The 25,345-nt window shown below is 52.5% G+C and carries 25 protein-coding genes and 2 pseudogenes; 22 read left to right on the forward strand and 5 right to left on the reverse strand.

Translation table 11 applies throughout. The features are described from left to right. Positions 1-113 precede the first annotated feature (113 nt). From urtA to AADB16_RS06435, 13 genes and pseudogenes are all read left to right on the forward strand, one after another. Complete coding sequence (gene urtA, locus AADB16_RS06375; protein WP_410802098.1) at positions 114-1,412, forward strand: urea ABC transporter substrate-binding protein; 1,299 nt, start codon at positions 114-116, stop codon at positions 1,410-1,412. Positions 1,413-1,510: 98 nt separating this feature from the next. Further along, positions 1,511-3,115, forward strand: a complete 1,605-nt coding sequence (gene urtB / locus AADB16_RS06380; RefSeq protein WP_410802099.1) for an urea ABC transporter permease subunit UrtB — start codon at positions 1,511-1,513, stop codon at positions 3,113-3,115. 3 nt (positions 3,116-3,118) lie between these two features. Further along, positions 3,119-4,243: an urea ABC transporter permease subunit UrtC gene (gene urtC, locus AADB16_RS06385; protein ID WP_410802100.1), complete on the forward strand. Its 1,125-nt coding sequence runs from the start codon at positions 3,119-3,121 to the stop codon at positions 4,241-4,243. Then, entirely contained in the window at positions 4,240-5,064 is an 825-nt protein-coding gene (gene urtD, locus AADB16_RS06390) for an urea ABC transporter ATP-binding protein UrtD (RefSeq protein WP_410802101.1), read from the forward strand. Before urtC ends, urtD begins: the two co-directional genes overlap by 4 nt. Before the next feature lie 17 nt (positions 5,065-5,081). After that, positions 5,082-5,780 (forward strand): urea ABC transporter ATP-binding subunit UrtE, encoded by a 699-nt coding sequence (gene urtE / locus AADB16_RS06395; RefSeq protein ID WP_410803603.1) that lies wholly within the window; start codon positions 5,082-5,084, stop codon positions 5,778-5,780. A gap of 125 nt (positions 5,781-5,905) precedes the next feature. After that, positions 5,906-6,208 carry an urease subunit gamma gene (locus AADB16_RS06400; RefSeq protein ID WP_309043588.1) on the forward strand — a complete coding sequence of 101 codons (303 nt, stop codon included), beginning with the start codon at positions 5,906-5,908 and terminating at the stop codon, positions 6,206-6,208. Between the two features lie 10 nt (positions 6,209-6,218). After that, on the forward strand, positions 6,219-6,536 hold the full coding sequence (locus AADB16_RS06405) for an urease subunit beta (RefSeq protein ID WP_309043896.1): 318 nt from the start codon (positions 6,219-6,221) through the stop codon (positions 6,534-6,536). Further along, on the forward strand, positions 6,533-8,236 hold the full coding sequence (ureC, locus tag AADB16_RS06410) for an urease subunit alpha (RefSeq protein WP_410802103.1): 1,704 nt from the start codon (positions 6,533-6,535) through the stop codon (positions 8,234-8,236). Before AADB16_RS06405 ends, ureC begins: the two co-directional genes overlap by 4 nt. A gap of 20 nt (positions 8,237-8,256) precedes the next feature. Beyond that, positions 8,257-8,442 carry a hypothetical protein gene (locus AADB16_RS06415; protein ID WP_309043586.1) on the forward strand — a complete coding sequence of 62 codons (186 nt, stop codon included), beginning with the start codon at positions 8,257-8,259 and terminating at the stop codon, positions 8,440-8,442. Positions 8,443-8,467: 25 nt separating this feature from the next. Further along, positions 8,468-8,635 (forward strand): annotated as a pseudogene (locus AADB16_RS06420) (GTP-binding protein); the annotation flags it as partial. A gap of 65 nt (positions 8,636-8,700) precedes the next feature. Then, positions 8,701-9,279 (forward strand): HupE/UreJ family protein, encoded by a 579-nt coding sequence (locus tag AADB16_RS06425; protein ID WP_410802104.1) that lies wholly within the window; start codon positions 8,701-8,703, stop codon positions 9,277-9,279. Between the two features lie 170 nt (positions 9,280-9,449). After that, complete coding sequence (locus AADB16_RS06430; RefSeq protein ID WP_410802106.1) at positions 9,450-11,987, forward strand: TIR domain-containing protein; 2,538 nt, start codon at positions 9,450-9,452, stop codon at positions 11,985-11,987. 65 nt (positions 11,988-12,052) lie between these two features. After that, the gene (locus AADB16_RS06435) at positions 12,053-12,199 is read left to right on the forward strand and encodes a DUF4174 domain-containing protein (RefSeq protein ID WP_309043583.1); all 147 of its coding nucleotides are present in this window, start codon (positions 12,053-12,055) and stop codon (positions 12,197-12,199) included. 20 nt (positions 12,200-12,219) lie between these two features. Here AADB16_RS06435 and AADB16_RS06440 read toward each other — a convergent pair whose 3' ends face one another. Beyond that, entirely contained in the window at positions 12,220-12,543 is a 324-nt protein-coding gene (locus AADB16_RS06440; protein WP_410802108.1) for a thioredoxin family protein, read from the reverse strand. A 289-nt stretch (positions 12,544-12,832) separates the two neighbouring features. Here AADB16_RS06440 and AADB16_RS06445 point away from each other — a divergent pair, with 289 nt between their 5' ends. Next, positions 12,833-13,471, forward strand: coding sequence for a DUF1294 domain-containing protein (locus AADB16_RS06445; protein WP_410802110.1), 639 nt, complete (start codon positions 12,833-12,835; stop codon positions 13,469-13,471). 267 nt (positions 13,472-13,738) lie between these two features. Here AADB16_RS06445 and AADB16_RS06450 read toward each other — a convergent pair. Then, positions 13,739-14,073, reverse strand: a pseudogene (locus tag AADB16_RS06450) (thioredoxin family protein). 184 nt (positions 14,074-14,257) lie between these two features. On the opposite strand from AADB16_RS06450, the gene AADB16_RS06455 reads away from it, so the two are divergent. From AADB16_RS06455 to AADB16_RS06465, 3 genes are all read left to right on the forward strand, one after another. After that, entirely contained in the window at positions 14,258-14,668 is a 411-nt protein-coding gene (locus AADB16_RS06455; RefSeq protein ID WP_410802112.1) for a hypothetical protein, read from the forward strand. A 75-nt stretch (positions 14,669-14,743) separates the two neighbouring features. Further along, complete coding sequence (locus tag AADB16_RS06460; RefSeq protein ID WP_410802114.1) at positions 14,744-15,238, forward strand: hypothetical protein; 495 nt, start codon at positions 14,744-14,746, stop codon at positions 15,236-15,238. A 222-nt stretch (positions 15,239-15,460) separates the two neighbouring features. Beyond that, positions 15,461-16,390, forward strand: a complete 930-nt coding sequence (locus AADB16_RS06465; protein ID WP_410802116.1) for a nuclease-related domain-containing protein — start codon at positions 15,461-15,463, stop codon at positions 16,388-16,390. 50 nt (positions 16,391-16,440) lie between these two features. Here AADB16_RS06465 and AADB16_RS06470 read toward each other — a convergent pair whose 3' ends face one another. Further along, positions 16,441-17,244 (reverse strand): DUF3750 domain-containing protein, encoded by an 804-nt coding sequence (locus AADB16_RS06470; RefSeq protein WP_410802117.1) that lies wholly within the window; start codon positions 17,242-17,244, stop codon positions 16,441-16,443. 154 nt (positions 17,245-17,398) lie between these two features. On the opposite strand from AADB16_RS06470, the gene AADB16_RS06475 reads away from it, so the two are divergent. Beyond that, positions 17,399-18,115 (forward strand): NYN domain-containing protein, encoded by a 717-nt coding sequence (locus AADB16_RS06475; RefSeq protein ID WP_410802119.1) that lies wholly within the window; start codon positions 17,399-17,401, stop codon positions 18,113-18,115. A 110-nt stretch (positions 18,116-18,225) separates the two neighbouring features. On the opposite strand, the gene ltaE is transcribed toward AADB16_RS06475, so the two are convergent. Then, positions 18,226-19,236: a low-specificity L-threonine aldolase gene (gene ltaE, locus AADB16_RS06480; RefSeq protein WP_410803606.1), complete on the reverse strand. Its 1,011-nt coding sequence runs from the start codon at positions 19,234-19,236 to the stop codon at positions 18,226-18,228. Between the two features lie 13 nt (positions 19,237-19,249). Further along, positions 19,250-19,702 (reverse strand): META domain-containing protein, encoded by a 453-nt coding sequence (locus AADB16_RS06485; protein WP_410802121.1) that lies wholly within the window; start codon positions 19,700-19,702, stop codon positions 19,250-19,252. Positions 19,703-19,917: 215 nt separating this feature from the next. Here AADB16_RS06485 and AADB16_RS06490 point away from each other — a divergent pair, with 215 nt between their 5' ends. The 4 genes from AADB16_RS06490 (at position 19,918) to AADB16_RS06505 (ending at position 25,317) form a co-directional block, all read left to right on the forward strand. Next, positions 19,918-22,068 (forward strand): EAL domain-containing protein, encoded by a 2,151-nt coding sequence (locus AADB16_RS06490; RefSeq protein WP_410802122.1) that lies wholly within the window; start codon positions 19,918-19,920, stop codon positions 22,066-22,068. Positions 22,069-22,130: 62 nt separating this feature from the next. Next, positions 22,131-22,610, forward strand: coding sequence for an FKBP-type peptidyl-prolyl cis-trans isomerase (locus AADB16_RS06495; RefSeq protein WP_410802124.1), 480 nt, complete (start codon positions 22,131-22,133; stop codon positions 22,608-22,610). Next, positions 22,607-23,548 carry a DUF4124 domain-containing protein gene (locus tag AADB16_RS06500; protein ID WP_410802126.1) on the forward strand — a complete coding sequence of 314 codons (942 nt, stop codon included), beginning with the start codon at positions 22,607-22,609 and terminating at the stop codon, positions 23,546-23,548. The genes AADB16_RS06495 and AADB16_RS06500 overlap by 4 nt, the downstream gene beginning before the upstream one ends. Then, positions 23,548-25,317 carry a DEAD/DEAH box helicase family protein gene (locus AADB16_RS06505; protein ID WP_410802128.1) on the forward strand — a complete coding sequence of 590 codons (1,770 nt, stop codon included), beginning with the start codon at positions 23,548-23,550 and terminating at the stop codon, positions 25,315-25,317. Before AADB16_RS06500 ends, AADB16_RS06505 begins: the two co-directional genes overlap by 1 nt. Positions 25,318-25,345 lie beyond the last annotated feature (28 nt).

Raw genomic sequence — 25,345 nt, forward strand, 5'->3', positions numbered from 1 at the left:
TCATTCTAATTTATTGAAAAAACATAAGTTTTTATGCCATGGAACGGCTGATGCAGAAGAGGGTTGCGTTACTGACGAACGGCGCAACCCACTCGAATGCAAAGGACGATGAAATGAGCATCAAAAAACACGTGAAGCTGGGCCTCTCTGCACTGGCATTTTCCATCTCGTTCAACTCCGTTGCCGCGGAAGATCCTATCAGGGTCGGCATTCTGCATTCCCTCTCCGGCACCATGGCGATCAGTGAATCCACCCTGAAAGACACCATGCTGATGCTGATCGAAAAGCAGAACGAAGCCGGCGGTGTGCTGGGCCGTCAGCTTGAACCGGTGGTTGTGGACCCTGCTTCCAACTGGCCGCTGTTTGCGGAAAAGGCGCGCGAGCTGCTGGCAAAAGAAAAGGTAGACGTAATCTTCGGAAACTGGACCTCGGTGTCCCGCAAATCCGTACTGCCGGTGATCGAAGAGCTGAATGGTTTGTTGTTCTATCCGGTTCAGTACGAGGGTGAGGAGTCCTCCCAGAACGTGTTCTACACGGGTGCAGCGCCCAACCAGCAGGCCATTCCAGCGGTTGATTACCTGATGAACGACATCGGCGTTGAGCGCTGGGTTCTTGCAGGCACTGACTATGTGTACCCCCGCACCACCAACAAGATTCTTGAGACCTACCTTAAAGATAAGGGCGTCGCGGCTGAAGACATCATGGTCAACTACACGCCGTTTGGTCACTCCAACTGGCAGGCCATTGTTTCCGACATCAAGGCATTTGGTGGGGCCGGCAAGAAGACTGCAGTGGTTTCAACCATCAACGGTGATGCAAACGTGCCCTTCTATCGTGAACTGGGTAACCAGGGTATCGATGCCGCAGACATTCCGGTGGTTGCTTTCTCCGTGGGCGAGCAGGAGTTGTCTGGCATAGACACTGGCCCACTGGTGGGTCATTTAGCGGCCTGGAACTACTTCATGAGCGTGGAGAGTGATGCCAACTACGGCTTCATTGATGCCTGGGTTGCTCATACCGGGAACGAAGAGGCTGTTACCAACGACCCCATGGAAGCCCACTACATCGGCTTCAATATGTACATTGAAGCCGTTAAAAAGGCCGGCACTGCGGACGTGGACGCAGTGAAAGACGCCATCATTGGTGTATCCGTTCCTAACCTCACCGGTGGTTTCGCCACCATGATGCCGAACCACCACATCACCAAGCCCGTGCTGATTGGCGAAATTCAGGACAACGGCCAGTTTTCTGTGGTGTGGGAAACGCCGTCTACCGTTGCCGGCGACGCCTGGTCTGATTTCCTGCCGGGCTCCAAAGACCTGATCAGTGACTGGCGCAAGCCGCTGTTCTGCGGAAACTTCAATGTGGTTTCCGGCACCTGTGGCGCCCAGGCGAACGTGGCTAACAAGTAGCGTTTGAGTCGAACTGAAGCAGGTGGGGGCTTTCCTCGCCTGCTCATTAACATGGCGTTTTTCCCATACCCTCTTATTCAACCGGACAGGACTCAATGATGAGCACCTCCAAACTGCTCGGCCGTGCGCTGTTTGCTTGTTTTCTTTTGTGGGCCGGCGATTTGCTGGCGCAAACAGAAGACGCCGAAGCACACCAGTTGCTCACGGTATTGGCCGAATCTTCATCCACGCAAAAGAAAGCGGCGGTTCTCCAGATTGCTGGAAGTGGCGATGTGCGTGCTCGAGGCTGGCTAGAATCGTTTGCCAACAACAAGCTGGGCCGCATCGAATCCAGCGGTCAATTCATAATTGTGCTGGAAAACCGGGGCCGGAATTGGACCGTGGAAAGCGCACTCACCGGGAAGAACCTCGGTGAAATTTCCCGCCGCGACATAGACACCGTTCGTGTAAACAATGCCTTGCGTAATGAGCTTGAAGGCATTCTCTCGGTGATTGATCTGAAGAGCCCGGAAGAGCACAGCCGCTTAACCGCCGCCCGCGCTCTTAAAGGCAGCGTGGATGGCACTCTCGCCGAGCGACTGCCCGAACTGATGAACGACGAAAAGAGCGACGCCGTTCGGGCGGCGCTGACTGAAGCCCTGGCGATTTATAAAGTGGCAGAGCAGGGCGATGTTGCGGCTGTAGCGACCCTCTCCGGCAGCCTTAACTCAGAAGCCCGCGCTGCTCTGCAGCAGGCTATGCGCAGCGACGATGCTGCATTGGTTGCTGCCGCCGCCGAAGCTATGGCGAGCATCGAACAAAAGCTGAAGCTGAACCGTGCCGCCGAAACCCTGTACTTCGGCCTGTCTCTCGGTTCCGTTCTGGTGCTGGCGGCCATTGGCCTTGCGATCACTTTCGGTGTGATGGGCGTTATCAACATGGCCCACGGCGAACTGATGATGCTGGGTGCCTACACCACTTGGGGCATGCAGCAACTGATGCCGGGTCAGCCCGGTTTGGCGTTGATTCTGTCCATTCCTACAGGTTTTCTGGTGGCGGCATTGGCAGGCGTCGCTATAGAACGCACTGTGATCCAGCACCTGAAAGGCCGACCGCTGGAAACCCTGCTGGCCACCTTTGGTGTCAGCCTGATTCTGCAGCAGCTGGTGCGCACTGTGATCTCGCCCCTCAACCGCACCGTGATTACCCCGGATTGGATGAGCGGCTCGGTGATGATCAACGAAGCGCTGTCACTCACCCTGAACCGCCTTTACGTGATCGGCTTTGCCCTGGTGGTTTTCGCCGGCCTGATGTTGATCATGCGCAAGACCCGCCTTGGCTTGGAAGTGCGCGCAGTCACCCAGAATCGAGCCATGGCCCGCTCCATGGGCATCAAAGCCACAAAAGTGGACATCCTTACCTTTGCGCTGGGTTCCGGCGTGGCGGGCCTGGCCGGTGTTGCGCTCTCCCAGATCACCAACGTCGGGCCCAATCTGGGCCAGGCCTACATTATTGATTCCTTCATGGTGGTGGTGTTCGGCGGCGTGGGTAACCTCTGGGGCACCCTGTTGGCGGGTATGGCGCTGGGCACCATCAACCAGCTTCTGGAGCCCTGGGCTGGTGCCGTGCTCGCCAAGATTCTGGTGCTGGTATTCATCATCCTGTTCATTCAAAAACGCCCCCGGGGACTCTTTCCCCAGAAGGGCCGTGCAGCAGAGGGCTGAACTATGTGGTTAACGAGACCTTTGCAGGAGCGTTCTACCCGTATTTTTTTGGGCGTTCTTTTCGCGGCCCTGGCGATTGTCAGTGTGCTGCATGTGTTCATGCCGCAGAACAGCGCCCTGTATGTAAGCGCCTACACAGTGACGCTGCTGGGCAAATACCTCTGCTACGCGCTGCTGGCCGTGGCGGTGGACTTGGTGTGGGGTTACCTCGGTATTCTCAGCCTGGGCCACGGCGCATTTTTTGCGCTGGGTGGCTATGCCATGGGCATGTACCTGATGCGCCAGATTGGCGATCGCGGCGTGTATGGCGACCCGATCCTGCCGGATTTCATGGTGTTTCTGAACTGGCAGGAACTGCCCTGGTACTGGCTGGGTTTCGACATGGCCTGGTTCGCGTTCATTATGGTGCTGCTGGCGCCGGGCCTTCTGGCCCTGGTGTTTGGCTTCCTCGCCTTCCGCTCCCGGGTAACCGGGGTGTATCTCTCCATCATCACCCAGGCGCTGACCTTCGCACTGATGCTGGCCTTTTTCCGCAATGAGATGGGCTTCGGCGGCAACAACGGCCTGACCGATTTCAAAGACATCCTTGGCTTTGATCTGCGCACCGACGCCACCCGGCTTGGCCTGTTCATCGCCACCGGCATTGCACTGGCCATTGGCTATGTGATCTGCCGCGGCATTGTGACCAGCAAGTTGGGCCGCGTGAGTGTGGCCTGCCGGGATGCCGAGGCACGCACGCGTTTCCTCGGTTACCGAGTGGAGCGGGTGCAGCTGTTCGTGTTTGTGGTCTCCGCCATGCTCGCCGGTGTGGCGGGCGCGCTCTATGTGCCGCAAGTCGGCATTATCAATCCCAGTGAATTCTCGCCGCTGTTCTCTATCGAGATAGTGGTCTGGGTGGCACTGGGTGGGCGTGCCACCTTATACGGAGCCGTTATCGGGGCGATATTGGTGAACTACGGCAAAACCGTGTTCACCGGCATCATGCCAGACGCCTGGCTGTTTGCCCTCGGCGGCTTGTTTGTTCTGGTAACCGTGTTTCTACCCAAAGGCATTGCCGGCCTCTTGTTCAAGCCAGGCAAGTCCCGCGACGCCAGTAACACGCCCTCAGCACAGGAGGCTGCGGCATGAGCATTTTCCATGAGCTGACCAACCGGGATCAGGTATTTGAATTTCTCACGCCGGCAACATCCCCGGTGGATGTGCGGCACGGCCCCATCCTGTATCTGGAAGACGTGAACGTGAGTTTTGATGGCTTCAAAGCCATCAACAACCTCAACCTCACCATCGACGATGGCGAACTGCGCTGCATCATCGGGCCTAACGGCGCCGGCAAAACCACCATGATGGATATCATTACCGGCAAAACCCGACCAGACACCGGCTCGGTGTGGTTTGGCAGCCGCCACAACCTGCTCACCCTGAGCGAACCAGACATTGCCTCCCTCGGCATTGGTCGCAAATTCCAGAAGCCCACGGTATTTGAAGCGCTGACGGTATTTGAAAACCTGGAACTGGCTATGGCTGCAGACAAGCGAGTGTTCCCGACGCTGACGGCCCTGATGAAACCCGAGTACCGGGAGCGCATCGACGAAGTATTGGAAATGATCGGCTTGAAGGAGCTGCACCACGCTCTCGCCGGCATCCTCTCCCACGGCCAGAAACAGTGGCTGGAGATCGGCATGCTGCTGATGCAGAAGCCGCGCCTGCTGCTGGTGGATGAACCAGTGGCTGGCATGACCGAACAGGAAATGGAACGCACCGCCGAACTGCTCATCAGCCTTGCCGGCAAGCAATCGGTGGTAGTGGTGGAGCACGACATGGGCTTCGTGCGTTCCATCGCCCGCAAAGTGACCGTTCTGCATCAGGGCAGTGTGCTGGCGGAAGGTTCTATGGACCAGGTGTCAAATCACCCGGATGTGATCAAGGTATACCTCGGGGAGGAGGCGTGATGACGACTGAAAGCACGATGCTCAGAATCGACAAGCTCAACCAGTATTACGGCGAAAGCCACACCCTCTGGGATCTGGAACTGGACGTACCCCAAGGCCAGTGCACGTGTGTAATGGGCCGCAACGGCGTGGGCAAAACCACGCTGATGAAATGCATCATGGGCGAGGAAAGCGTGAAAAGCGGCTCACTCGCGTTCGCCCAGGATGTGGAGCTCACCCAAAGGAAAATCGAAGACCGCTCACGCCTCGGCATTGGCTACGTGCCCCAGGGGCGGCAGATTTTCTCGCTGCTGACCGTGGAAGAAAACCTCCGTACCGGCTTGGCCGTGCGCAAAGACGGTCTTAAAACCATTCCCGAGCGGGTGTATGAGTTGTTTCCGGTACTGAAAGAAATGCGCCACCGCCGGGGCGGTGACCTTTCCGGCGGCCAACAGCAACAGCTCGCCATTGGCCGCGCGCTGGTGATTGACCCCCGCCTGTTGATCCTCGACGAACCGGGGGAAGGCATTCAGCCCAACATCGTTGCCCAGATTGGCGGGGTTATCCGCAAGCTGATTGAGGAGGACGGCCTCACAGTTTTGCTGGTGGAGCAAAAGCTGCCCTTTGCCCGCAAATACGCCGACCGCTTCGCCATTCTCGACCGGGGTCGACGCGTGGCCGAAGGGAAAATTGCATGCCTGACCGATGAACTGATTAAAAAGCACCTGACAGTGTGACGATTTTTCAGCGGGCAGAAGCTTTCAAACAACCGGAGCCTTCCAATCAGCTGGGCCAGGGTTTCCCGAATCTGGGTGACCCGAACACCATTTGATTTGCGTAGCGATAAACGGAGTGAAAGATCATGGAATTGACGCCTAGAGACAAAGATAAACTGATGTTGTTCACAGCGGCACTGCTAGCCGAACGCCGCAAAGCCCGAGGCCTGAAACTGAATTACCCCGAAGCCATCGCCCTGATCAGCGCTGAAATCATGGAAGGTGCAAGAGCAGGGTATTCCGTTGCGGAGCTAATGAGCAGTGGAACGGAGATTCTGACTCGCGAAGACGTAATGGATGGCATCGCAGACATGATCCTGGATGTGCAGGTAGAAGCTACCTTCCCGGATGGCACCAAACTGGTCACCGTCCACAACCCCATTGTTTGAGGAGCGCGCCATGATTCCCGGAGAGTACAAGCTCAAGGACGGCGACATCGAACTCTGCGCTGGTCGCGAGCGCATCACGCTGGACGTAGCCAACACCGGCGATCGCCCGGTTCAGCTTGGATCCCATTACCACTTCGCCGAGGCGAATCCTGCGCTGATTTTTGATCGCGATAAAGCAAAAGGCTACCGGCTGGATGTGGCTGCGGGTACGGCTATCCGCTTCGAGCCCGGCCAGTCGCGGCAGGTCACCCTGGTTCCCTTTGCCGGCCATCGCGAGATCTACGGTTTCCGGGGCGACGTTATGGGCAAGCTGGAGGTGCAGAAATGAGGATCACACGGCAGGCATACGCCGACATGTACGGCCCCACCGTGGGCGACCGCGTGCGGCTGGGCGATACCGAGCTCTGGATTGAGGTCGAGAAGGACCACACCTACTACGGCGACGAAGTAAAATTCGGCGGCGGCAAAGTCATCCGCGATGGCATGGGGCAAAGCCAGCGCGCCGACGATAGCGTGATGGACACCGTCATCACCAACGCCCTGATTCTGGATTGGTGGGGCATTGTTAAAGCCGACGTTGGCCTGCAAAACGGCCGCATCGCCGCCATCGGCAAAGCCGGCAACCCCGATACCCAGCCAGACGTTACCATCGTGATCGGCCCCGGCACGGAAATCATCGCCGGCGAGGGCAAAATCCTCACCGCCGGTGGTGTGGACCCCCACATCCACTTCATCTGCCCCCAACAGGTAGAAGAAGCCCTGATGAGCGGCATAACCACCATGCTCGGCGGCGGCACCGGCCCGGCCACCGGCACCAACGCCACCACCTGCACACCGGGTGCCTGGCACATGGGCAAAATGCTGCAAGCGGTAGACAGCCTGCCCATGAACATCGGCTTTCTGGGCAAAGGCAACGCCAGCCTGCCCGAAGGCCTTGAAGCACAAATCAAAGCCGGAGCCATCGGCCTAAAACTGCACGAAGACTGGGGCACCAGCCCGGCCAGCATCGACAACTGCCTGACCGTGGCCGACCAATACGATATCCAGGTGGCCATCCACACCGACACCCTGAACGAATCCGGCTTCGTGGAAGACACACTGACCGCATTCAAAGGCCGCTGCATCCACACCTTCCACACCGAAGGCGCAGGCGGCGGCCATGCACCCGACATCATCACCGCATGCTCCAAGGATTACGTACTGCCGTCGTCCACCAACCCGACCCGGCCCTACACCGTCAACACCGTGGACGAACACCTCGACATGCTGATGGTGTGCCACCACCTGGACCCCAGCATCCCCGAGGACGTGGCCTTCGCCGACTCCCGCATTCGCCGGGAAACCATCGCCGCCGAAGACATCCTGCACGATATCGGCGTGATCTCCATGATCTCCTCCGACTCCCAGGCCATGGGCCGGGTGGGCGAAGTGGTGTGCCGCACCTGGCAAACCGCCCACAAGATGAAAGTTCAGCGCGGCCTGCTGCCGGAAGATGAAAGCCTGGGCGCCGACAACTTCCGCGCCAAACGCTACATCGCCAAGTACACCATCAACTCCGCCATCACCCACGGGATCGCCCACGAAGTCGGCTCGGTGGAAGTGGGCAAGCTGGCGGATTTAGTGCTGTGGAGCCCCGCGTTCTTTGGCGTGAAACCGGCCACCATCCTCAAAGGCGGCATGATTGCGGCCGCCCCCATGGGTGATCCGAACGCCTCGATCCCCACACCGCAGCCGGTGCACTATCGCCCCATGTTCGGTGCCTTCGGCAAAGCCGCCAGTGCCACCCGCCTGACCTTTGTAAGCCAGGCCGCGCTGGATGCAGGCATTGGCAAAGAACTGGGCTTGGACAGCCCGCTGGCGGCCTGCAAGAACGTGCGGCAGGTGCGCAAGAGCGATATGAAACTGAACGACGCCTGCCCGCACATCACCGTAGACCCGCAAACCTACGAAGTGCATGCAGACGGCGAACTGCTTACCTGTGAGCCCGCCGCTGAACTGCCGCTGGCTCAGCGTTATCACCTTTTCTGAGCCGGAAACCGGAGAACCTTATGCTGGAACTGAATGAACGGATCACCAACGTGGGAACTTCGGAAATCCACGATAACCTGGTCCGGCCTTATGAATTTCGTAGTTGGATTCGCATTCCGCCCGATCACGCTTTGGAGGAACTGGCGGAGCGCCTTACACGAAACCCAATAACCGCGGCTTTTGAGAAGCTGAAGACTCAACACTGATTACAAAAAAAATTGAGAGCGCACCATGAAGCATTGTTTGAGAGTTGGAGTCGGCGGCCGGGTAGGCTCCGGCAAAACCGCCCTGTTGCGCCAATTGTGCAAGGCCCTGAAAGATCACTACGGCCTAGCGGTGGTTACCAACGATATCTACACAAGAGAAGACGCCGACTTCCTGCTAAAACACGACGCTCTGCAAAGCTTGCTGAAACAGCCTGACGGCCCGGTAAACAGACCCTATTGAAAACCTGGAGAAACACCATGAAAGCAATCGCCCGAGTACTGATGGCCACCGGCCTGATGGTTACCGCCACGGCCGCATCAGCGCACGCCGGCCACGACGCAGGCAGCGGCTTCGCGAGTGGTCTGCTACACCCCATGCAGGGCCTGGACCACCTGTTGGCTATGGCCTCAATTGGTTTCTGGAGCGTGCGCCAGTCCTCCACACTAAAAAACAGCACACCCCTGTTTGTAATTGGCGGGATGATCCTTGGTGCAGGCATCGCCTGGGGCGGCTTTAGTCTGCCTGGTTTGGAAGCAGGCATTGCACTCTCCGTGCTACTGGCGGGTATTCTGATTGCTACCATGGCTAAGCCACCGACGGTTGTGGGCGGAACACTGGTTGCGGTCTTCATGGTGTTTCATGGCTTTGCCCATGCTACCGAAATGCCGGCAGGGGCTGCGTTGGTGGCTTATCTGGCTGGATTCTCTATTGCCACGCTGGCGCTTACGTTTGTAGGCCGGGGGCTTGGTGCTTTGATGCAGAGAACGGATAACCGGTTTGCCCGAGTGCTGGGTGGAGTGGTTGCTGCTACTGGAGCATTGCTGGCTGCTGCGTGAGAACTTTGGTTTAGAAAATAGAGTCAAAACATGGAGCTGTGAGGGAACACGACATCGCTCTTTAGCATCTAAAATGCAGGCAGTGATGAGCAAGATGATCTATTCTAGTCGACGAAATCCAGTCGCGTCAGAGTCGCACAGCAAGCATTTACAGGGAAGGGTTGTTATTGATGGGCAAAAAACTATTTATTAGTTATTCGCATAAAGATGAAACCCACCGTGAGGATTTCGAAGATCACCTTTCTGTTTTAAAAAGACGAGGGGTTGTGGACGTATGGCATGACAGGCGGATTGTTCCAGGTTCTGAATGGAAGGGAGAGATTGATCGTAATCTAGAGGAAGCTGATATTGTCGTGTTGTTGATCAGTCCGAGCTTTCTGGCATCAGATTATTGTTTCGATGTAGAGCTTAAGCGAGCCATGGAAAGGAAGGATGACGGAGTCGCTGAAATAATCGCCATTCTCGTAAGACCATGTGACTGGAGCGATTGTGAGTTCTCAAAGTACCAAGCAGTGCCGAAAGACGCAAAACCAATAACAACTTGGAGCGATCCTGACAGCGCTTGGTTAGACGTTGTAAATGGCTTAAAAAGCCATATCGAAAATTTCGAGCCGAAGTTCATAGAGGAAGATGTTCCTAGCATAGCGGGTAGTGTAGGAGTAAGTGTTTCATTTAAAACATGGTTAGATGACACAGAGATCGCACTTACTCACAGGAAGGTCGATACGGTTTCTCTGGCAGACATTTTTGTGATGCCGGACATTGAGCTTGATGAATCTTCTGATTCAGAAATTGTTTCTATAAAAAGTATTGATTCGGTTATTAAAAATTCTGGCTTCTATCTGTTGTCTGGAGAAGAACAGCAAGGTAAGACCTCTATTTTAAAGCGATTGTGTTCAAGGTTTTATGACGATGGTTTTGTACCTGTATATTTGAACGCAATTGATATAAAAAAATCAGATTTGATTGAGGTTATTAGTAAGTCTTTAAGTTGGCAATATGAGAGTTTTTCGTATTGCGATTTAATCGATTCTGGTAAGTCGATTATTTTAATAGATAATATTGATGAAATTGGGTTGAATAGCAAGTACGCAGGTAGGCTTATAGAAGAGTTAAACTCTTTGTTTGGGTTCGTAATTATGACTTGCCATAGCTCATTTAGCTATGTTCAAGGTGAGATTAGGGGTCTTCATGACTATGTGCATGGTGAGGTTCTATCATTAGGGAACAAAAAGCGGGAAGAGCTTGTAAGGAAGTGGGTAGCGCTTGGTCAAGAAGAAAGTATAGATGATTTCTCTTTGTATTCAGAGTGTGATGAGCTCAAAGCCAGATTAGATACGGTTATTAAAAAAAATATTGTTCCTCCGAGACCAATATATATATTGATGCTTCTTCAGATGTTTGAAGCGAATAGTCAGCTAAATCTTGATCTTACATCATATGGCCACTGCTATCAGCAGTTGATATACCAAGCCTTTGATAAGGCCGGTATCAAGAAGGTTGAGTTTGATAAGTATATAAATATATTAACCGAGTTTTCGTGGGAAGTGTTTCAGAAAGATGGCGGGTTAGACGAAGCGAGGGTGGAATATTTCGTTGATTCTTACTCGAAAAGATTTTTGTCGGTAGATTTTGTCGATGCTTTTTCAAGATTACGATCAAACTCTATTTTAACAGATCGTGACCAATTTTTATCTTTTAAGTATCCTTATCTTTACTATTTTTTTGTTGGAAAGAAGATTGCGGAGTCATACTCGGAAGTTAGTGAGGTTAAGCGTTCTGTTGAGGCTTTATTAAGAAATTTACACAGAGAAGATTATGCAAATATTTTGATATTTATCTCTCATCATACTAAGGATTCTTGGGTTCTTGATGAAATTAAGTCAACGTTGCGTGAACTTTTTGATGCCCATGTGCCTACATCACTTGAGCGCGGTCAGTTGGCCTTTATGAATGATTTTATGAGGAAAATACCTGAGCTGGTCATAGAGCAAAGAGAGATTCAAAAAGAGCGAGATGATCATAATGAAAATCTTGATAGACTGGAGCGCAGTGAGGAAGTTCAGCAAGGTGAGCCACATGACTTACTTGGAAATATTAACAAGGCGTTTAAAGGCATTGAAATAGCAGGTCAGGTTATTAGAAATCGTCACGCCACCCTTACGAGGTCATCATTATTTGAATTGGCTGATTGTGGTGTTAGTACTGGGCTTCGTTTTTTAAAATACTTTATTGAGATTTCCGATTCCGCAAAAAACGAAATTATAAAAATGATCGCTGTGCATCTTTCGGAATCACCTGGTATTTCAGATCGTGAGATTGAAAAGCAGGCGGAAAATGCATATTTACATTTAACGTATGGAGTAATAAATTCCGTCGTTCGAAAGGTTGCCGGATCCATAGGTTCAAAAGAAGCGCTTGAGATTTATTTTCTTCTGGAAAAGGAAAAGCAGACCCCAGCGTTTACGCTTATAAGGCAGTCAATTGAACTCCAGTTTAATAAGTCGCTAGATATTAAATCTCTTTCTAAAAGTTTGTCGTATCTGCATGACAACCCAGTTGGAGTGCGAATTTTAAAAGAGATGGTTGTTCAGCATATTTATATGTTTCCAGTGGATTATAAAGAGAAGCAAAAACTCTCCTCGAAGTTAGGAATTTCTATACAGGGGCAACGATTCTTAGACCAACATAAGCTTGGCAAGGGTTGAAAAGTGCCGAACCATAACGAACACCGGGACAGTTCTATTTTCTGATGCTTTGCGGAGGATCTGATTTGAACAGCGGCCGATGGTTTTTGGCGATGCTGCTGATCGGAAAAGACGGCGGGATCAAAAGCTGCGAATCCAGCCTCAACCTCAACGCAGTTTTCCGCCGGATCGATGCCATGCCGATGCGCATTCGTGAGATGCGCACCGATTGAGCTAATTGCCAGCGCCTGCCTTAATGAATCTTTAGCAGTGCATCTTCGATGTCGCTGCTGTCTTCTGGGCGGACGACCCGAGCTATTTCTTCACCATCCTTCAAAAAAATCAGGGTCGGCCAGAGCTTAACGCCAAACGTCCGCCCCAATCTGCGGCCTTTGCCATCCTCAACCTTTACGTGCGGAACGTCTGGGTGATTGTCCATTGCCGCCTTGATGTCCGCCTGAGCACCCTGGCAGATCCCGCACCAGTTGGTGCCGAATTCGATCACCATTGGGCCCGTGCTCTGGTCCAGCTCATCACGGCTCAGGGTTTCGAGTGTATATCGGCTGGTGTACGACATGGTGCCTCCTTGTTGGGCTATCCATCTGGAAAATAAATCTGTCCCGGTTTTCTCTATTCCTTGAGCCGGACAAGTAACCGGCCATCCTTAACCTGAGTATAATCCACACCCGCTGCAAAGGACTGCCAGAATCCCGGATTGCCGCCGGGTGTTCCCAGCCCTCAACAATTTCAAATGCTAGGGCAAATGGTGGGTAATCGACATTGGCGGCAACAATATACGGCTGATTGCTTTCATTGAGCGATCTGTGTCCCGCCAGTTCTGATCAGCCATTGAAGGGAGAAATGAATTGAACCAAAAAGGATTACTCACCGCATGGAACGACGCCAAGGGTTTTGGCTTCATTACTCCTGAGGGCGGTGGTGAGCGGGTCTTTGCTCATATCAGCACATATGCTGGCCGGGGGCGGCCCGTTTCAGATCGCAAGGTAGCCTATACTATCGCGAAGGATAGTCAGGGCCGGCCGAGAGCAGGGCGGTTTCAGTACGCTGGAGCGGCAAAGGTTGGCGCCAGCATTGCTCGGGGAGTCTGGGTGGCCGCGGCGGTTGTTCTAGTGTTCTTCACCATTCTGGCGGGTCTGTTCCATCGAGGTAATTTGCCGGTCTCTATCCTGGCTGCCTATGGCGGGGTGAGCCTGGTGTTGTTTGTGATGTACTGGATCGATAAACGCGCGGCGCAGCGGGGTGGGCAGCGTACGGCTGAGAACACGCTGCACCTCTTTGAGCTATGCTGCGGCTGGCCCGGAGCACTTATGGCTCAGCAAGTTTTTCGGCACAAAACACGAAAGGGGAGCTATCAGTTCGTTTTCTGGCTGGCGGTTCTCGCTAATCTGGGCGCTCTGGGCTGGCTGCTTGTCGCGCCGGAAGCAGCCACTTTGCGGCAGCAGTTAGACTTTGATTTGTTGAATTCTTTACGGGACCCCAAGTGATTAAACCCAGTTGTTACAGCTGTCGGAAAAAGTTTGAGCCATCTGAGCTCCGGGTTTCTTACTCGAAAAACTACTGTGAGGGCTGCGGTGTTGGGCTGTTTGGTGAGGATTATTTCAGTTTCACAGCTAAGCCCGCGCCAACTATCCGGAAGAGCCTGGCTGTCCATTCTGCAGTACTTATTTTCGGGGTTGCTGGCTTGTTGTTATGGTTTTTGACTGGCAGGTCGTGAGCACTCGAAATCGGGGCCATCAAGCGGAAAAGATTTATCAGGCCATGCAGTAAAGGCCAGCAATTGCCAGCGGCGGCCATAGTGAATTGTCACCGGGGCGGACGACCCGCGCTCTTTCTTCACCATCCTTCAAAAAATAAGGGTCGGAGAGAGCTTAATGCCAAACGTCCGCCCCAATCTGCGGCCTTTGCCATCCTCAACCTTTACATGCGGAACGTGTGGGTAATTGTCCATTGCCGCCTTGATGTCCGCCTGAGCGCCCTGGCAGATCCCGCACCAGTTGGTGCCGAATTCGATCACCATTGGGCCCGTGCTCTGGTCCAGCTCATCCCGGCTCAGGGTTTCGGGTGTATATCGGCTGGTGTACGACATGGTGTCTCCTTGTTGGGTTATCCGCCTGGAAAATAGATCTGTCCTGGTTTTGGTCGATGAAGATGCCACAGTCGTTGCAGCGTCTCTGTGAAACCGCGTAAAACCTGGGCGGATTGATCATTAACCGTGGACTCACCACAAATGTCTTAGGTAAGCTTCCTAATGGCTTTCAATGGAGTGAGTGATGTCCTGGTTTAAGGTTTTCTCCGCCGTAGTAGTTGCCAATATCGTGTCGTGGGTCATCATAAGCATCATTGGCTGGTTTATCTTCTTTATGGTCTTGGATACCTTCAACGGTTCGCTTAGCGAAAGGCTTTCTACAATCGGCAAATCTGAGTTACCAACGATTTCTGTCCCGTATTCTTCGCAGCCGGTGCCTACTGCAGAGGAAAGAGCAGCTCAAAAGGCATGGGAGAAGCGGTTGGCGGCTGATCGACACCGTGCGAGAAACGAGGCAGGGCAGAAGCGAAGTGCAATTGCGAGCAGTAAAAAAACGTGTGATTTCTGGACTGCTGAGTACCTCAAAGATGGAAACCCTAAGAGTCAGGCATATAAAGAAATGGCCTGCTCTCGTTACCGTAACTTACTTAATTGAGTCAGTGCTCCAGATGCATTGTTACGACCGCTGTCTCTTTAAATCCAACGTGTCTGATCAAAGGAGTTTGAACACGTGACTGAAGTAGATCAAAAAGCCTCAGGTACACCAGGCGGTGGACTCCTGGCTAGCCTCATAAACTTTGTTTTTCTCTCTGCGTTGGTTTTCGTGATTCTCTGGAATTGGGACGGTTTTTGGCAGACAGACATCGGCCCACTTACCCGGGTTCAGCAATCAGTTTTTCCTGTTAAGTACAACGAGGAGCAGCTAAAGGTCTCTCGGGTTCAGAACAACAATCAGTTAATTGAACAAATTGAACGTCGGGTAAATAGATACGAAATAGCGGCGGTTGAGGCACAAAAGGCTGCCAGGGAAGCGCAAGCGCAGTTGTCTGCTGTCGTGAGCCAAGAAAACGAAAAATGCCGTTATTACGATACGGCTTTGCGGATGATTGATCTTTTGACTCGGAAGTATTCTGAGGACGAGCTTAAGCGGACCCTGAGTTGTACCAGCCCTGAATGTGAAGAAATCCTGATGTCCAAACACCAAGCGTACGAAGTATGCACTTGATTGGAAATCCGAGCAGATTAATTTTCTGATGCTTTGCAGAGGATCTGATTGGAACAATGGTCGACAATCGATAGAAAAGACGGCGGGATCAAAAGTCGCGAATCCAGTCTCAACCTCGACGCAATTTTCGCCCGATTGATGCTATTACAGGCCGGGTGAAAACCTTGAGTTGTTTGTCTTGGTGTGAGCACTCAACGAATTATTATATTGGGAAGCACAGTAATGCCTGATTACAAAAGGATAGCTGGGGAACAACAGGAATCGCAGGTTTCGTACTTCCTTGACCGATACTTTGGTAGTGACGATAACTACGGAATACTCAACAACCTTGTGATTGAGATAAACGGTTTTAACTCCCAGATTGATCATCTGATCATTTATAAAGCCGGCTTCATCGTCGTTGAAAGTAAGAGTATTCAGGGGTCGGTGCGGGTAAATTCTCTGGGTGAGTGGGAACGATCCTACAAAGATGAATGGTTCGGTATTCCCTCCCCAGTGCAGCAGGCAGCGGTGCAGATTGATAACCTCAAGGCTCTTCTTAGGGAGAATAGCTCAGAGCTTCTGGGTAAGCTTTTGGGTCTGCAAAAAGGCTTTGGTGGACGCCAATACAAAACAGTGATTGCGATTTCCAGTTCCGCGCGGTTGGACCGTGACAATATCCCTACTGATATCTCGCAACATATCGTTAAAACTGAGTTTCTTGTCGATAAGATCAAAGACCTCACGCAAGCTGCGAATAGCGGGCTGAAAAGCTTCGCGAAGACTGAGCCGCGCTTTACAGCTGATGAGATGGATAGGATCTACGAGTTTTTGAAGAGCTACCAGCAGCTCAGCGCGCCGGTATTAAAATCGGAAACCAAGCCAGCCGTGAGGCGCACTGAAGTGTCAGAAGTCCCTGATTGCGGGCTTCTGAAAGTGAGTTGTAAAAAATGCGGTGAGATGGAAGCCCTCTCGGCTCAATATGGCCGTTTTGGTTACTACGTGCAATGTGTCAAATGCTCAACAAATACCGCCCTGAAGCACGCTTGCCCAGCCTGTGGTTCAGGTTCCACCAAGACCCGGAAATCGAAATCCGATATGTACCTGGATTGCCAGTCTTGCAATACGAGCACCCCGTTTGCTGTTAAGTGGGGTGTTGCCGCCCCTAGTTAGAAAAACCGGGACAGATTTATTTTTCAGATGCCTGGTCAATGGTGTCCCCGTCAATTAGCACCTGAAACCTGCTCCACGACCGGCGCTTTGTGCCACGTCGAGCGATCCATCCAGGGGTCGCGCAGGCCAATGTGCCCGATGCCGGGTAATTTGACGGCCAAAGCCAGAGGGTCAATGCCAATGTTGAGGCCGAGAATGTTCAGTTCAACACCTTCCCGGATACTCGCCATAAGGCCGAAATAACCATTGAGGGAGAACTGGTAGCCCGAACCGCTGGGCGCTTTCGCAAATACTCCGTCAGCGAGATAGTCTTTTCCGATAGCAATATTGGGCAGTGCAACATCCAGTTCGGGTACCTGCCGGATTATCCAGGCTACGAAGGTATTGCTGTTGGGCCCGGGCCAGGCTTTGTATTCTTTCGGGAAGGGGTAGGTGTCGATAGCTTTCCGGATATTGATGATGGCGGCGTCTGCTTTCTCACCACGGAGATCTGCCAGCAACATCGGCGGGTTGCCGTACCAGGCGGTATCCGGCTCGCCGGGGCGGGACCGCACCTTCTTGTGACCCCAGCCAGTGACATCGTGAACCTCGTAAGTAGATGCCCCGCCCACCTTGGTCGCAATCCAGGTATGGACCGCAAAATTGCCGCGCCAGTTATACGCTCGAGCACCATAAACCTGCACAATGGCTTCTTCAGTCTCACCAGGAAGCGGCGCAATGCCTGCACTGGAGCGATCGGTGTCCCGCCAGTTCTGGCCAGACTGACTGCTGCAGGCCGCAATCAGCGCGGGGCCTGCCAGCAGAACCAACAAAAATACTGTGGTCCTGATCAGCCATTGAAGGGGTTTAATCATTCCAGGGGTGCCTCGGGCTGTATGCATTGGTTGGTGGTAAAAAACCAATTTGTATATTCCGCAGGTGCTGCTGGCATTATATACAAGGAGTCGTCACAGATTATGTCCCTTCCTGACCTGCTAGCACCATGCTTTCAAAAAGGTATAGATGTAAATGAGTGAATCCAAGCAAAAAATTGCGTTGTTTATTGATGCGGATAATGCACCAGCGAGCAAGTTTGAAGCCGTTCTGAGTGAGGTTGCGAAGTATGGTGTGGTAACCATCAGAAAGGCATACGGTAACTGGAAAAAAGCGTCCCTGAAGGGCTGGGAGGATCACCTGCATGAGTATGCTATCCAGCCCATTCAGCAGTACGACCTTTCCAAGGGGAAAAATGCCTCCGATATCGCATTGGTGATAGACGCCATGGATGTGATGTACACGAAAGACATAGATGTTATGTGCTTTGTGTCATCCGACAGCGACTTCACACCGATGGTTACCCGTGCCTTGGCTGAAGGTAAGGTGGTTCTGGGATTTGGTGAGCGGAAAACTCCATCGCCTTTTGTGAACGCATGCTCCAAGTTTTTGTTTCTGGATAAAGAAGTTAACAACAGCGAAGCAGCACCTGCTGAACCCAAAAACATTAAATCTGATACCAAGCTGGTAAACCTGCTGCGCCAAGCGATTGAAGCCACGGAGGAGGACAACGGATGGGCTGCTCTGGGCCCTGTTGGTGCGCACATATCGAACAAAACGTCGTTCGATACCCGAAACTATGGCTACAAAAATCTGAGCAGTCTCATTAAGGCAATAGATTTGTTTGAGCTAAAGCGTGGGCCGGGAAATTCCTATTTGGTAAAAGATGTGCGAAAGAAGAAGGGCGCATAACACAGTGCTGCTTCTGGCGTTGGCATTCCTTCCATGCCAGTTAGTCCAAGAGCAAGGAAAAATTGATGCCAAGACAGGTCAGAGCTTAACGCCAAACGTCCGCCCCAATCTCAAGATTGATAGAACCGCCGAATAGCATCCAGCAACTGGTCGACATCCTGGCGGTTCACATCCAGGTGCGTCACGAAGCGAATGGGGTTGCCTGCCGTGATCAGGATGTTCTGTTCAACCAGGTAGTCACGCAGTTGCGCAGCTCTGTCGGACCGGCAGCGGGCGTAGACGATATTGGTCTGGGTGCTTGCGGGGTTGATTTCCAGCTGCGGGATTCCGGCCAGTCCGGCGCTGAGGTATTCGGCGTTTTGGTGGTCTTTAAACAGCCGTTGTGGTCCTTGTTCCAGAGCAATTCGACCGGCAGCGGCCAGAATGCCGGCTTGGCGCATGCCACCACCCACCATTTTACGCAGCCGTGTTGCCCGCTCGATAAAGGCATTTGAACCCAGCAGCAACGAACCAACAGGCGCGCCCAGACCTTTTGAGAGGCAGACACTGACCGAATCATAGTGTTGGGTTATCTCGGTGACATCACAGTTGGATTTCACCGCTGCATTGAACACCCGGGCGCCGTCCAGGTGCAGCATTAAATTGTGGTCGTCGCAAAAGGCGCGAGCCTGGCGCTGGTAATTCAGTGACAGCACTTTGCCACCAATGGTGTTTTCCAGTGAGAGCAGGCGGGTAGACGCGAAGTGGACGTCGTCGGCCTTTATGGCAGCTCTCGCTTTTTCAAGGTTGATGCTGCCGTCGGGCTCGTTTTCGATGGGTTGCGGTTGAACGCTGCCAAGCACGGCAGCGCCACCGCCTTCATAACGATAGTTGTGCGCAGACTGACCGCAAAGGTATTCATCGCCCCGGCCACAATGGCTCATGATCGCGATCAGATTGGCCTGGGTGCCGGTGGCGGTAAACAGCGCTGATTCGAAGCCCAACCGGTCGGCAGCGAAGGTCTGCAAGCTGTTAACGGTGGGGTCGTCACCGTAAACGTCGTCGCCCACCTCGGCGCTCGCCATGGCTTCGCGCATTTCAGCGGTAGGGCGGGTAACGGTATCGCTACGGAAATCGATCATGAGGGCGTCTTTGTTACGGTTTGGGTGACGATGGGAAAGCGCGGATTGTTTCGCCATCCGGGGTGCTCAGCAGCAATTCGCCGTGATCGCCAAAGCGCGCCTGGTTCACATTCATGAGCAGCTTCAAAAAAGATTCTTCCTGATTCATCAGCGCCGGCGGGCAGGCCATTCGGGTAGATGCCATGTTATCGCCAACAGTTAATGTGGATCCATTGAGTTGGTATTCGCCGCTGTAACGATTGCAGGATGAACTACCGCCCACCCGATTGTCTTCCATGAATACAATGCTGACACGGGAGCTGTCGATAATGCCGTTGCCGCCAATGTCCTCAACAATCCACTCGCCGCCATTTATAAGGTTTTCAGTAGTCACATTGTTATCTGTGGCCTCTGGTGTATTTGCGCAGGCGCTTAGAAAAATCGCGGTGCTGACTGCACTAGCGGCTAGAAGTTTATTTAATTTCATTAGATTGCCCTGTCTCTGGATGAGCTTGATGGCTTCATAATATCGCGTTGGCCAAGCTTATGGTGGTTTCTTGCCAAACCGTCATAAGCCGTCTTGTTTCAGACCCCTCGTGTGAATACGTTCAGGCGCTCAGTATATCGCTAGACGCTTTGTTTTTTTGACACCCCATAACCACTGCGCTAGTTTCAAGATTCTATAGAACAGGCAGCATTTTCATGGGCGATTCACCTAAATCACAACTGGATGCTGAAAGAGAAAAGAACCGGTTGCTGTCTGACATCGTTAACGCAATACCGGAGCCTATCCTGGCAAAAGACTGGGATGGCAACTTTGTTTTCGTCAATGATTTCGTCGCCAAACTCTATGGCACCACCCCAGAAGAAATGATCGGTAAAGAAGACTCCTTTTTTACAGGTAATAAGGAGCAGGGCAGGTTTTTCAAAGAGAATGTCCAGAGCGTAATGCGACGCTTCAAGCCTGAAACAGTTTACGAAGACTCTACCGATAACAATACGGGCAAAATTCGCCACTTCCAGTCTTTAAAAATCCCTTTCAAAAACAGTCTCGGCGAGTTGAATATTGCTGTTATCGCCCGCGACATCACCGAAATAACCGAATTAAAGAACCTGGCAGAGTTTAACGCCAAGCGTCTGGAGCATGTCCTGGCCGTTTCCCGGGAAGGCATGTGGGACTGGAACACACGAACCAATAATGTGTTGTTCAATAAAGGTTGGGAGGAAATCACAGGCGTTTACCGGTCCGCAGCGTCGTTTTCGGATTTTATGGACCGCGTTATGGAGGAAGACCAGCAACGTGTTGCCGATGCGCTTCAGGCGTTGTTGGAAAACAATACCCCCTATGACATTGAGTTCCGGTTTAAGCGGCCTGATGGAAAAGTGATATGGCTTTGGGATCGGGGCGACATTGTACAATGCGATGAAGACGGTAAACCGGAGCTGCTGGCAGGCATTATCCAGGACGTTACTCAGCAGAAAATTGATCAATCCAAAATTGAGTCACTGGCTTTTTACGACCCCCTGACCAAGCTTCCGAATCGCGCCCTATTGAGCGACAGGCTAGGTCTCGCGCTTGATCGCTGCAAACGCTCCGGAAAATGCGGCGCAGTGTTTTTTGTGGATCTGGATAACTTCAAGAGTCTCAATGACACCTATGGTCACCAAGCCGGTGACGATTTGCTGGTGGTCTTGGGGGCTCGGCTTAATTCTCTGGTGCGTGGCGACGATACCGTTGCCAGATTTGGCGGCGATGAGTTTGTTGTTGTTCTCAGTGATCTGGATGCTGATCCGCAAAAAGCGGCGGTTAAAGCAAAGTTGATTGCTCAGGATGTCCGCACAGCCATAGGTAAAAAAGTCAGTATAAAACTGAACAATAATCGCCCTCCCATTGAATACGCTGTGACGGCAAGCATCGGGATCACCATTTTTGAGCCTGGCTTGAAAATGGCCACTGAGTTGCTCCAGCTTGCTGACTTGGCGTTGTACCAGGCAAAGAGCAAGGGGCGTGATGATTTTGCCGTATTTGATCCGGTCATTCAGGATGAAATTGATAGAACGGCACGCCTGGAAAAGGAGTTGCGGCACTCGTTGGTTCAAGGTGATTTTGTTTTGCACTACCAGCCTCAGTACGATCCAGGCCAGAATCTGGTATCAGCGGAGGCGCTGATTCGTTGGGACCATCCTGAGCGTGGTCTGCTCCGTCCGAGCGAGTTTATCGCTGTAGTGGAAGGCTCGAACCTGATTTCTCCGATGGGTGAATGGGTGTTGGCTGAAGCCTGCAAACAGCTGAAGGAGTGGGAATCCGATTCGCGATATCAACATTTGCGAGTGTCCATTAACACCAGCGCCAAGCAGATTTGGTCTGGGGACTTCGTAGCGAATGTGAAAAGGATTGTTTCAGAGTTTGGTGTTGATCGCTCCAAGCTTACGCTGGAAATTACCGAGACGGTTTTGCTGGGTGACACCAACGAAATTATAGAAAAGCTCAATGAGTTGGTCGCGTTCGGGTTGTCGTTTTCTTTGGACGATTTTGGAACGGGCTATTCATCGCTGAGTTATTTAAAACATCTCCCGATCAATGAAATCAAGGTTGACCACTCTTTTACGGGTGACTTGCTTAACAATGAAATGGATTTGGTTATGGTGAAATCCATCATTGATTTAGGCAAGAATTTTGGCATTAGTGTTGTGGCTGAAGGGGTGGAAAAAGAGTCCCATCTGGATGTTCTCCAAGGGCTCGGGTGTGATCTCTATCAAGGGTACTATTTCAGTCATCCTGTCCCAGTTTCAGAGTTTATAGCCCTTGTTGATGGTGAAGTGCCAAGCCCTGACGCCAGTTCCGCAAACTAGTCGCTGAAGTCAGCGCCGCTGCTGGTTATAATGGCGTACTTTTGACCAACGCAGAGAACCCTATGCCCATCGAAAAGAACCAAGTGGTCCTGTTCCACTACAACGTTAATGATGAACAAGGCAATGCTGTTGAAAGCTCGCGCGGCGGCGAGCCAAATGCCTACCTGCATGGCCACGGTGGTGTTATCCGAGGTTTGGAAGAAGCTATGGAGGGGCGCGAGGCTGGCGATACCTTCAGCGTTACCCTCGCTCCGGAAAAAGCTTACGGGCCGCGTAAAGCTGATGCCATTCAACGCGTACCCGTCAAGCATTTGATGGGAGCCAAACGCTGGAAGAAGGGCATGGTCGCCCAGGTGCAAACAGAGCACGGCCGCCGTCATGTGGTTGTCGCCAAGGTCGGACTCAAATTTGCCGATGTGGACACGAACCATCCGATGGCGGGCAAAACCCTCACTTTTGATATCGAAATCATTGAAGTTCGCGCTGCTGATCCGGAAGAGTTAGCACATGGCCATGCACATGGGCCCGGCGGTCATCATTGACGGTTCGGGCAGCCGTGCATCCAGTCCTCGTGTTTTTGCTCTTTGCGGTGTTTGCGAGCCCCGGCTACGCACAGATCTATAAGTGGGTGGACGAAGACGGGAAGGTTCACTTCAGTGATCGAAAAGACCACCGCATTGAGCAGGAAGAGATCAGGGTTAAGCCTGGCGCGTCGAAATGGGCGCGCTATGAGATCGACATTAAAACTGTAGATGTTGAACTGACAGGTGAGGAACATCAGCAGATTGCTGATGGCGTGAATAATGTTTACGAGTTTTTTGATCGTGTTATGTCCTTTGATATGTACAGGACGGTGCCAGTCAATATTCTGATTTTCAGGGGTAAGGCTGAATATCAGAACTATCTGATTGGAAATAATAGAGGCAGCTCTATTGCTTCGTACGGACTGTATATACCCTCCGAACACCAGATTGTTGTCTATATTCGGGAACACCGGAGCCTTACCTTTAAAACGATCAAGCACGAGGTAAGCCACGCGGTTGTCGATTCGATCATTCCCTATGCGCCCGCCTGGTTAAACGAAGGGCTCGCTGAGCAGATGGAAATGTTGGAACGAGATGAATCGGGTTTGTATTTTGAGCGACACCCGGATAACCAGTGGGTTGTCGCTCGAGCCCGTGAGCAGGGCCGTTTGGCGGAGATCGATCAGTTTTTGAAATTACCAAGTGACAAATGGCGGCATTCAGATTCGTCTGGAAGTGGCAGTCTGAGGGCTCAGTCGGGCCAGTTTGTCTGTTTCTTGCTCTCGACACCAACCAGACGCAACTTTGTGGTGCGGCTGATGCACAACTTCAACAGGGGGGATCGCACACTCTCGTATTACCTTGTGGATGATAACTACCTTGGTGGTGTAACCATGCTGGGTTCGGACTGGAACCGCTGGTTGTTCGATCAAGGTGACGGAGTTATCCGACTTTAATGAATGCACCTTTCAAACTGCGGCCTTACCAGCAGGAAGCCGTTGATGCCACCTTGAGGCACTTTCGAAAATTCGATGAATCCGCCGTTATTGTGCTGCCAACCGGTGCGGGTAAGAGCCTGGTTATCGCTGAATTGGCCCGCCTTGCCCGACGCAAAATTCTGGTTCTGACCCACGTAAAAGAACTGGTGGAGCAGAATCACGCCAAATACCAGAGTTACGGGTTAACGGGCGGTATCTTCTCAGCCGGGCTCAAGCGCAAGGAAAACCTGCATCAGGTCACCTTCGCCAGTGTGCAGTCTGTGTCTGCCAATCTGGAGCAGTTCAAGGATGAGTACTCACTGATCATCATCGATGAGTGCCATCGGGTTAGCGATGATGACAGCAGTCAGTACCAAACAATTATCGACCTGCTACGGCAGCAGAACACCTCCCTTAAAGTACTCGGCCTGACCGCCACACCCTATCGTTTGGCCATGGGCTGGATCTATCGCTATCACTACCGGGGCTTTGTTCGCAGTGAGCAGGATAAGCCCTTTGTGCACTGCATCTACGAACTGCCGCTGAGCTATATGATTAACCGGGGGTATCTCACTAAACCCGAGTTGGTTGATGCAGCGGTAACACAATACGATTTCTCCACCTTGTCTCAGAACCGCTTTGGCGAGTACACCGAAAAAGACGTTAACCAACTGTTGAGCAAACACCAGCGTGTAACCCGGGCCATTATCGAGCAGGTGGTGGAGCTGGCGGTTGAGCGCAAGGCGGTGATGATCTTTGCGGCAACCGTGGATCATGCGAAGGAGATCACCGGCTATCTGCCAGTTCACCAAACGGCCTTGATTACCGGCGCTACTGACCAGAATGAGCGGGATTCCCTGATTCAGGGCTTCAAGCAGCAGCAATTAAAGTATCTGGTGAATGTATCTGTTCTCACCACCGGCTTTGATGCCCCCCACGTGGACTTTATCGCCATTCTCCGCCCTACCCAGTCGGTGAGTTTGTATCAGCAGATCGTGGGTCGTGGTCTTCGTCTGGATGAAGGCAAACAGGATTGCATGGTGATCGATTACGCCGGCAATAATGTGAATCTCCATCACCCGGAAGTGGGGGAGAAGAAACCGAACCCAGATAGCGAGCCGGTGCAGGTATTTTGCCCGGGCTGCGGGTTTGCTAATGTCTTCTGGGGTAAAACAGATAATGAAGGCCATGTGATTGAGCACTATGGCCGCCGTTGTCAGGGGCTGCTGGAGCCAGCAGAGGAGGGTGAGCCTGGAGTGCCGAGCGAGCGCCCCGAGCAGTGCGACTACCGTTTCCGTTTCAAGGAATGCCCACACTGCAACGCCGAAAATGATATCGCTGCCCGTAACTGCCACCAGTGTAAAAAGGCCATTATTGACCCGGACGATCAGCTAAAAGATGCTCTGAAACTGAAAGATGCCATGGTGATCCGTTGCGCCGGCATCACCCTGAGTGGAACGGGCAGCAAACTGAAAATCACCTATCACAGCGAAGACGGTGAAGAACTCAGCGAGTCGTTTGATTTCAGCAAACCGGCGCAACGTAACGTCTTCAACAAACTATTTGGCCGGCGTTTAGCGAATAGCCAAGCTCCGCGCGCGTTTGGCGGGATTGATGAGGTGCTTGAGATGCAGGATTTGATGCCTGCGCCGGATTTTGTGATTGCCCGCAAACAAAAGCACTACTGGCAGGTGCAGGAGCGGATCTTTGATTATCAGGGTAATTATCGTAAGGCCTATGAAACGTAAAGCCTGCGGGTTTGCATACCTGTCGCAG

The sequence above is a fragment of the Marinobacter sp. KMM 10035 genome, assembly GCF_046537445.1.
GTDB classification, from domain to species: Bacteria; Pseudomonadota; Gammaproteobacteria; order Pseudomonadales; family Oleiphilaceae; genus Marinobacter; species Marinobacter sediminicola.

What these genes read in the sequence shown, in the direction of transcription:
- urtA (WP_410802098.1), top strand. Translation starts at nt 114, where the DNA reads ATGAGCATCAAAAAACACGTGAAGCTGGGCCTCTCTGCACTGGCATTT.
- urtB (WP_410802099.1), top strand. Translation starts at nt 1,511, where the DNA reads ATGAGCACCTCCAAACTGCTCGGCCGTGCGCTGTTTGCTTGTTTTCTT.
- urtC (WP_410802100.1), top strand. Translation starts at nt 3,119, where the DNA reads ATGTGGTTAACGAGACCTTTGCAGGAGCGTTCTACCCGTATTTTTTTG.
- urtD (WP_410802101.1), top strand. Translation starts at nt 4,240, where the DNA reads ATGAGCATTTTCCATGAGCTGACCAACCGGGATCAGGTATTTGAATTT.
- urtE (WP_410803603.1), top strand. Translation starts at nt 5,082, where the DNA reads ATGCTCAGAATCGACAAGCTCAACCAGTATTACGGCGAAAGCCACACC.
- AADB16_RS06400 (WP_309043588.1), top strand. Translation starts at nt 5,906, where the DNA reads ATGGAATTGACGCCTAGAGACAAAGATAAACTGATGTTGTTCACAGCG.
- AADB16_RS06405 (WP_309043896.1), top strand. Translation starts at nt 6,219, where the DNA reads ATGATTCCCGGAGAGTACAAGCTCAAGGACGGCGACATCGAACTCTGC.
- ureC (WP_410802103.1), top strand. Translation starts at nt 6,533, where the DNA reads ATGAGGATCACACGGCAGGCATACGCCGACATGTACGGCCCCACCGTG.
- AADB16_RS06415 (WP_309043586.1), top strand. Translation starts at nt 8,257, where the DNA reads ATGCTGGAACTGAATGAACGGATCACCAACGTGGGAACTTCGGAAATC.
- AADB16_RS06425 (WP_410802104.1), top strand. Translation starts at nt 8,701, where the DNA reads ATGAAAGCAATCGCCCGAGTACTGATGGCCACCGGCCTGATGGTTACC.
- AADB16_RS06430 (WP_410802106.1), top strand. Translation starts at nt 9,450, where the DNA reads ATGGGCAAAAAACTATTTATTAGTTATTCGCATAAAGATGAAACCCAC.
- AADB16_RS06440 (WP_410802108.1), bottom strand. Translation starts at nt 12,543, where the DNA reads ATGTCGTACACCAGCCGATATACACTCGAAACCCTGAGCCGTGATGAG.
- AADB16_RS06455 (WP_410802112.1), top strand. Translation starts at nt 14,258, where the DNA reads ATGTCCTGGTTTAAGGTTTTCTCCGCCGTAGTAGTTGCCAATATCGTG.
- AADB16_RS06465 (WP_410802116.1), top strand. Translation starts at nt 15,461, where the DNA reads ATGCCTGATTACAAAAGGATAGCTGGGGAACAACAGGAATCGCAGGTT.
- AADB16_RS06470 (WP_410802117.1), bottom strand. Translation starts at nt 17,244, where the DNA reads ATGATTAAACCCCTTCAATGGCTGATCAGGACCACAGTATTTTTGTTG.
- AADB16_RS06475 (WP_410802119.1), top strand. Translation starts at nt 17,399, where the DNA reads ATGAGTGAATCCAAGCAAAAAATTGCGTTGTTTATTGATGCGGATAAT.
- ltaE (WP_410803606.1), bottom strand. Translation starts at nt 19,236, where the DNA reads ATGATCGATTTCCGTAGCGATACCGTTACCCGCCCTACCGCTGAAATG.
- AADB16_RS06485 (WP_410802121.1), bottom strand. Translation starts at nt 19,702, where the DNA reads ATGAAATTAAATAAACTTCTAGCCGCTAGTGCAGTCAGCACCGCGATT.
- AADB16_RS06490 (WP_410802122.1), top strand. Translation starts at nt 19,918, where the DNA reads ATGGGCGATTCACCTAAATCACAACTGGATGCTGAAAGAGAAAAGAAC.
- AADB16_RS06495 (WP_410802124.1), top strand. Translation starts at nt 22,131, where the DNA reads ATGCCCATCGAAAAGAACCAAGTGGTCCTGTTCCACTACAACGTTAAT.
- AADB16_RS06505 (WP_410802128.1), top strand. Translation starts at nt 23,548, where the DNA reads ATGAATGCACCTTTCAAACTGCGGCCTTACCAGCAGGAAGCCGTTGAT.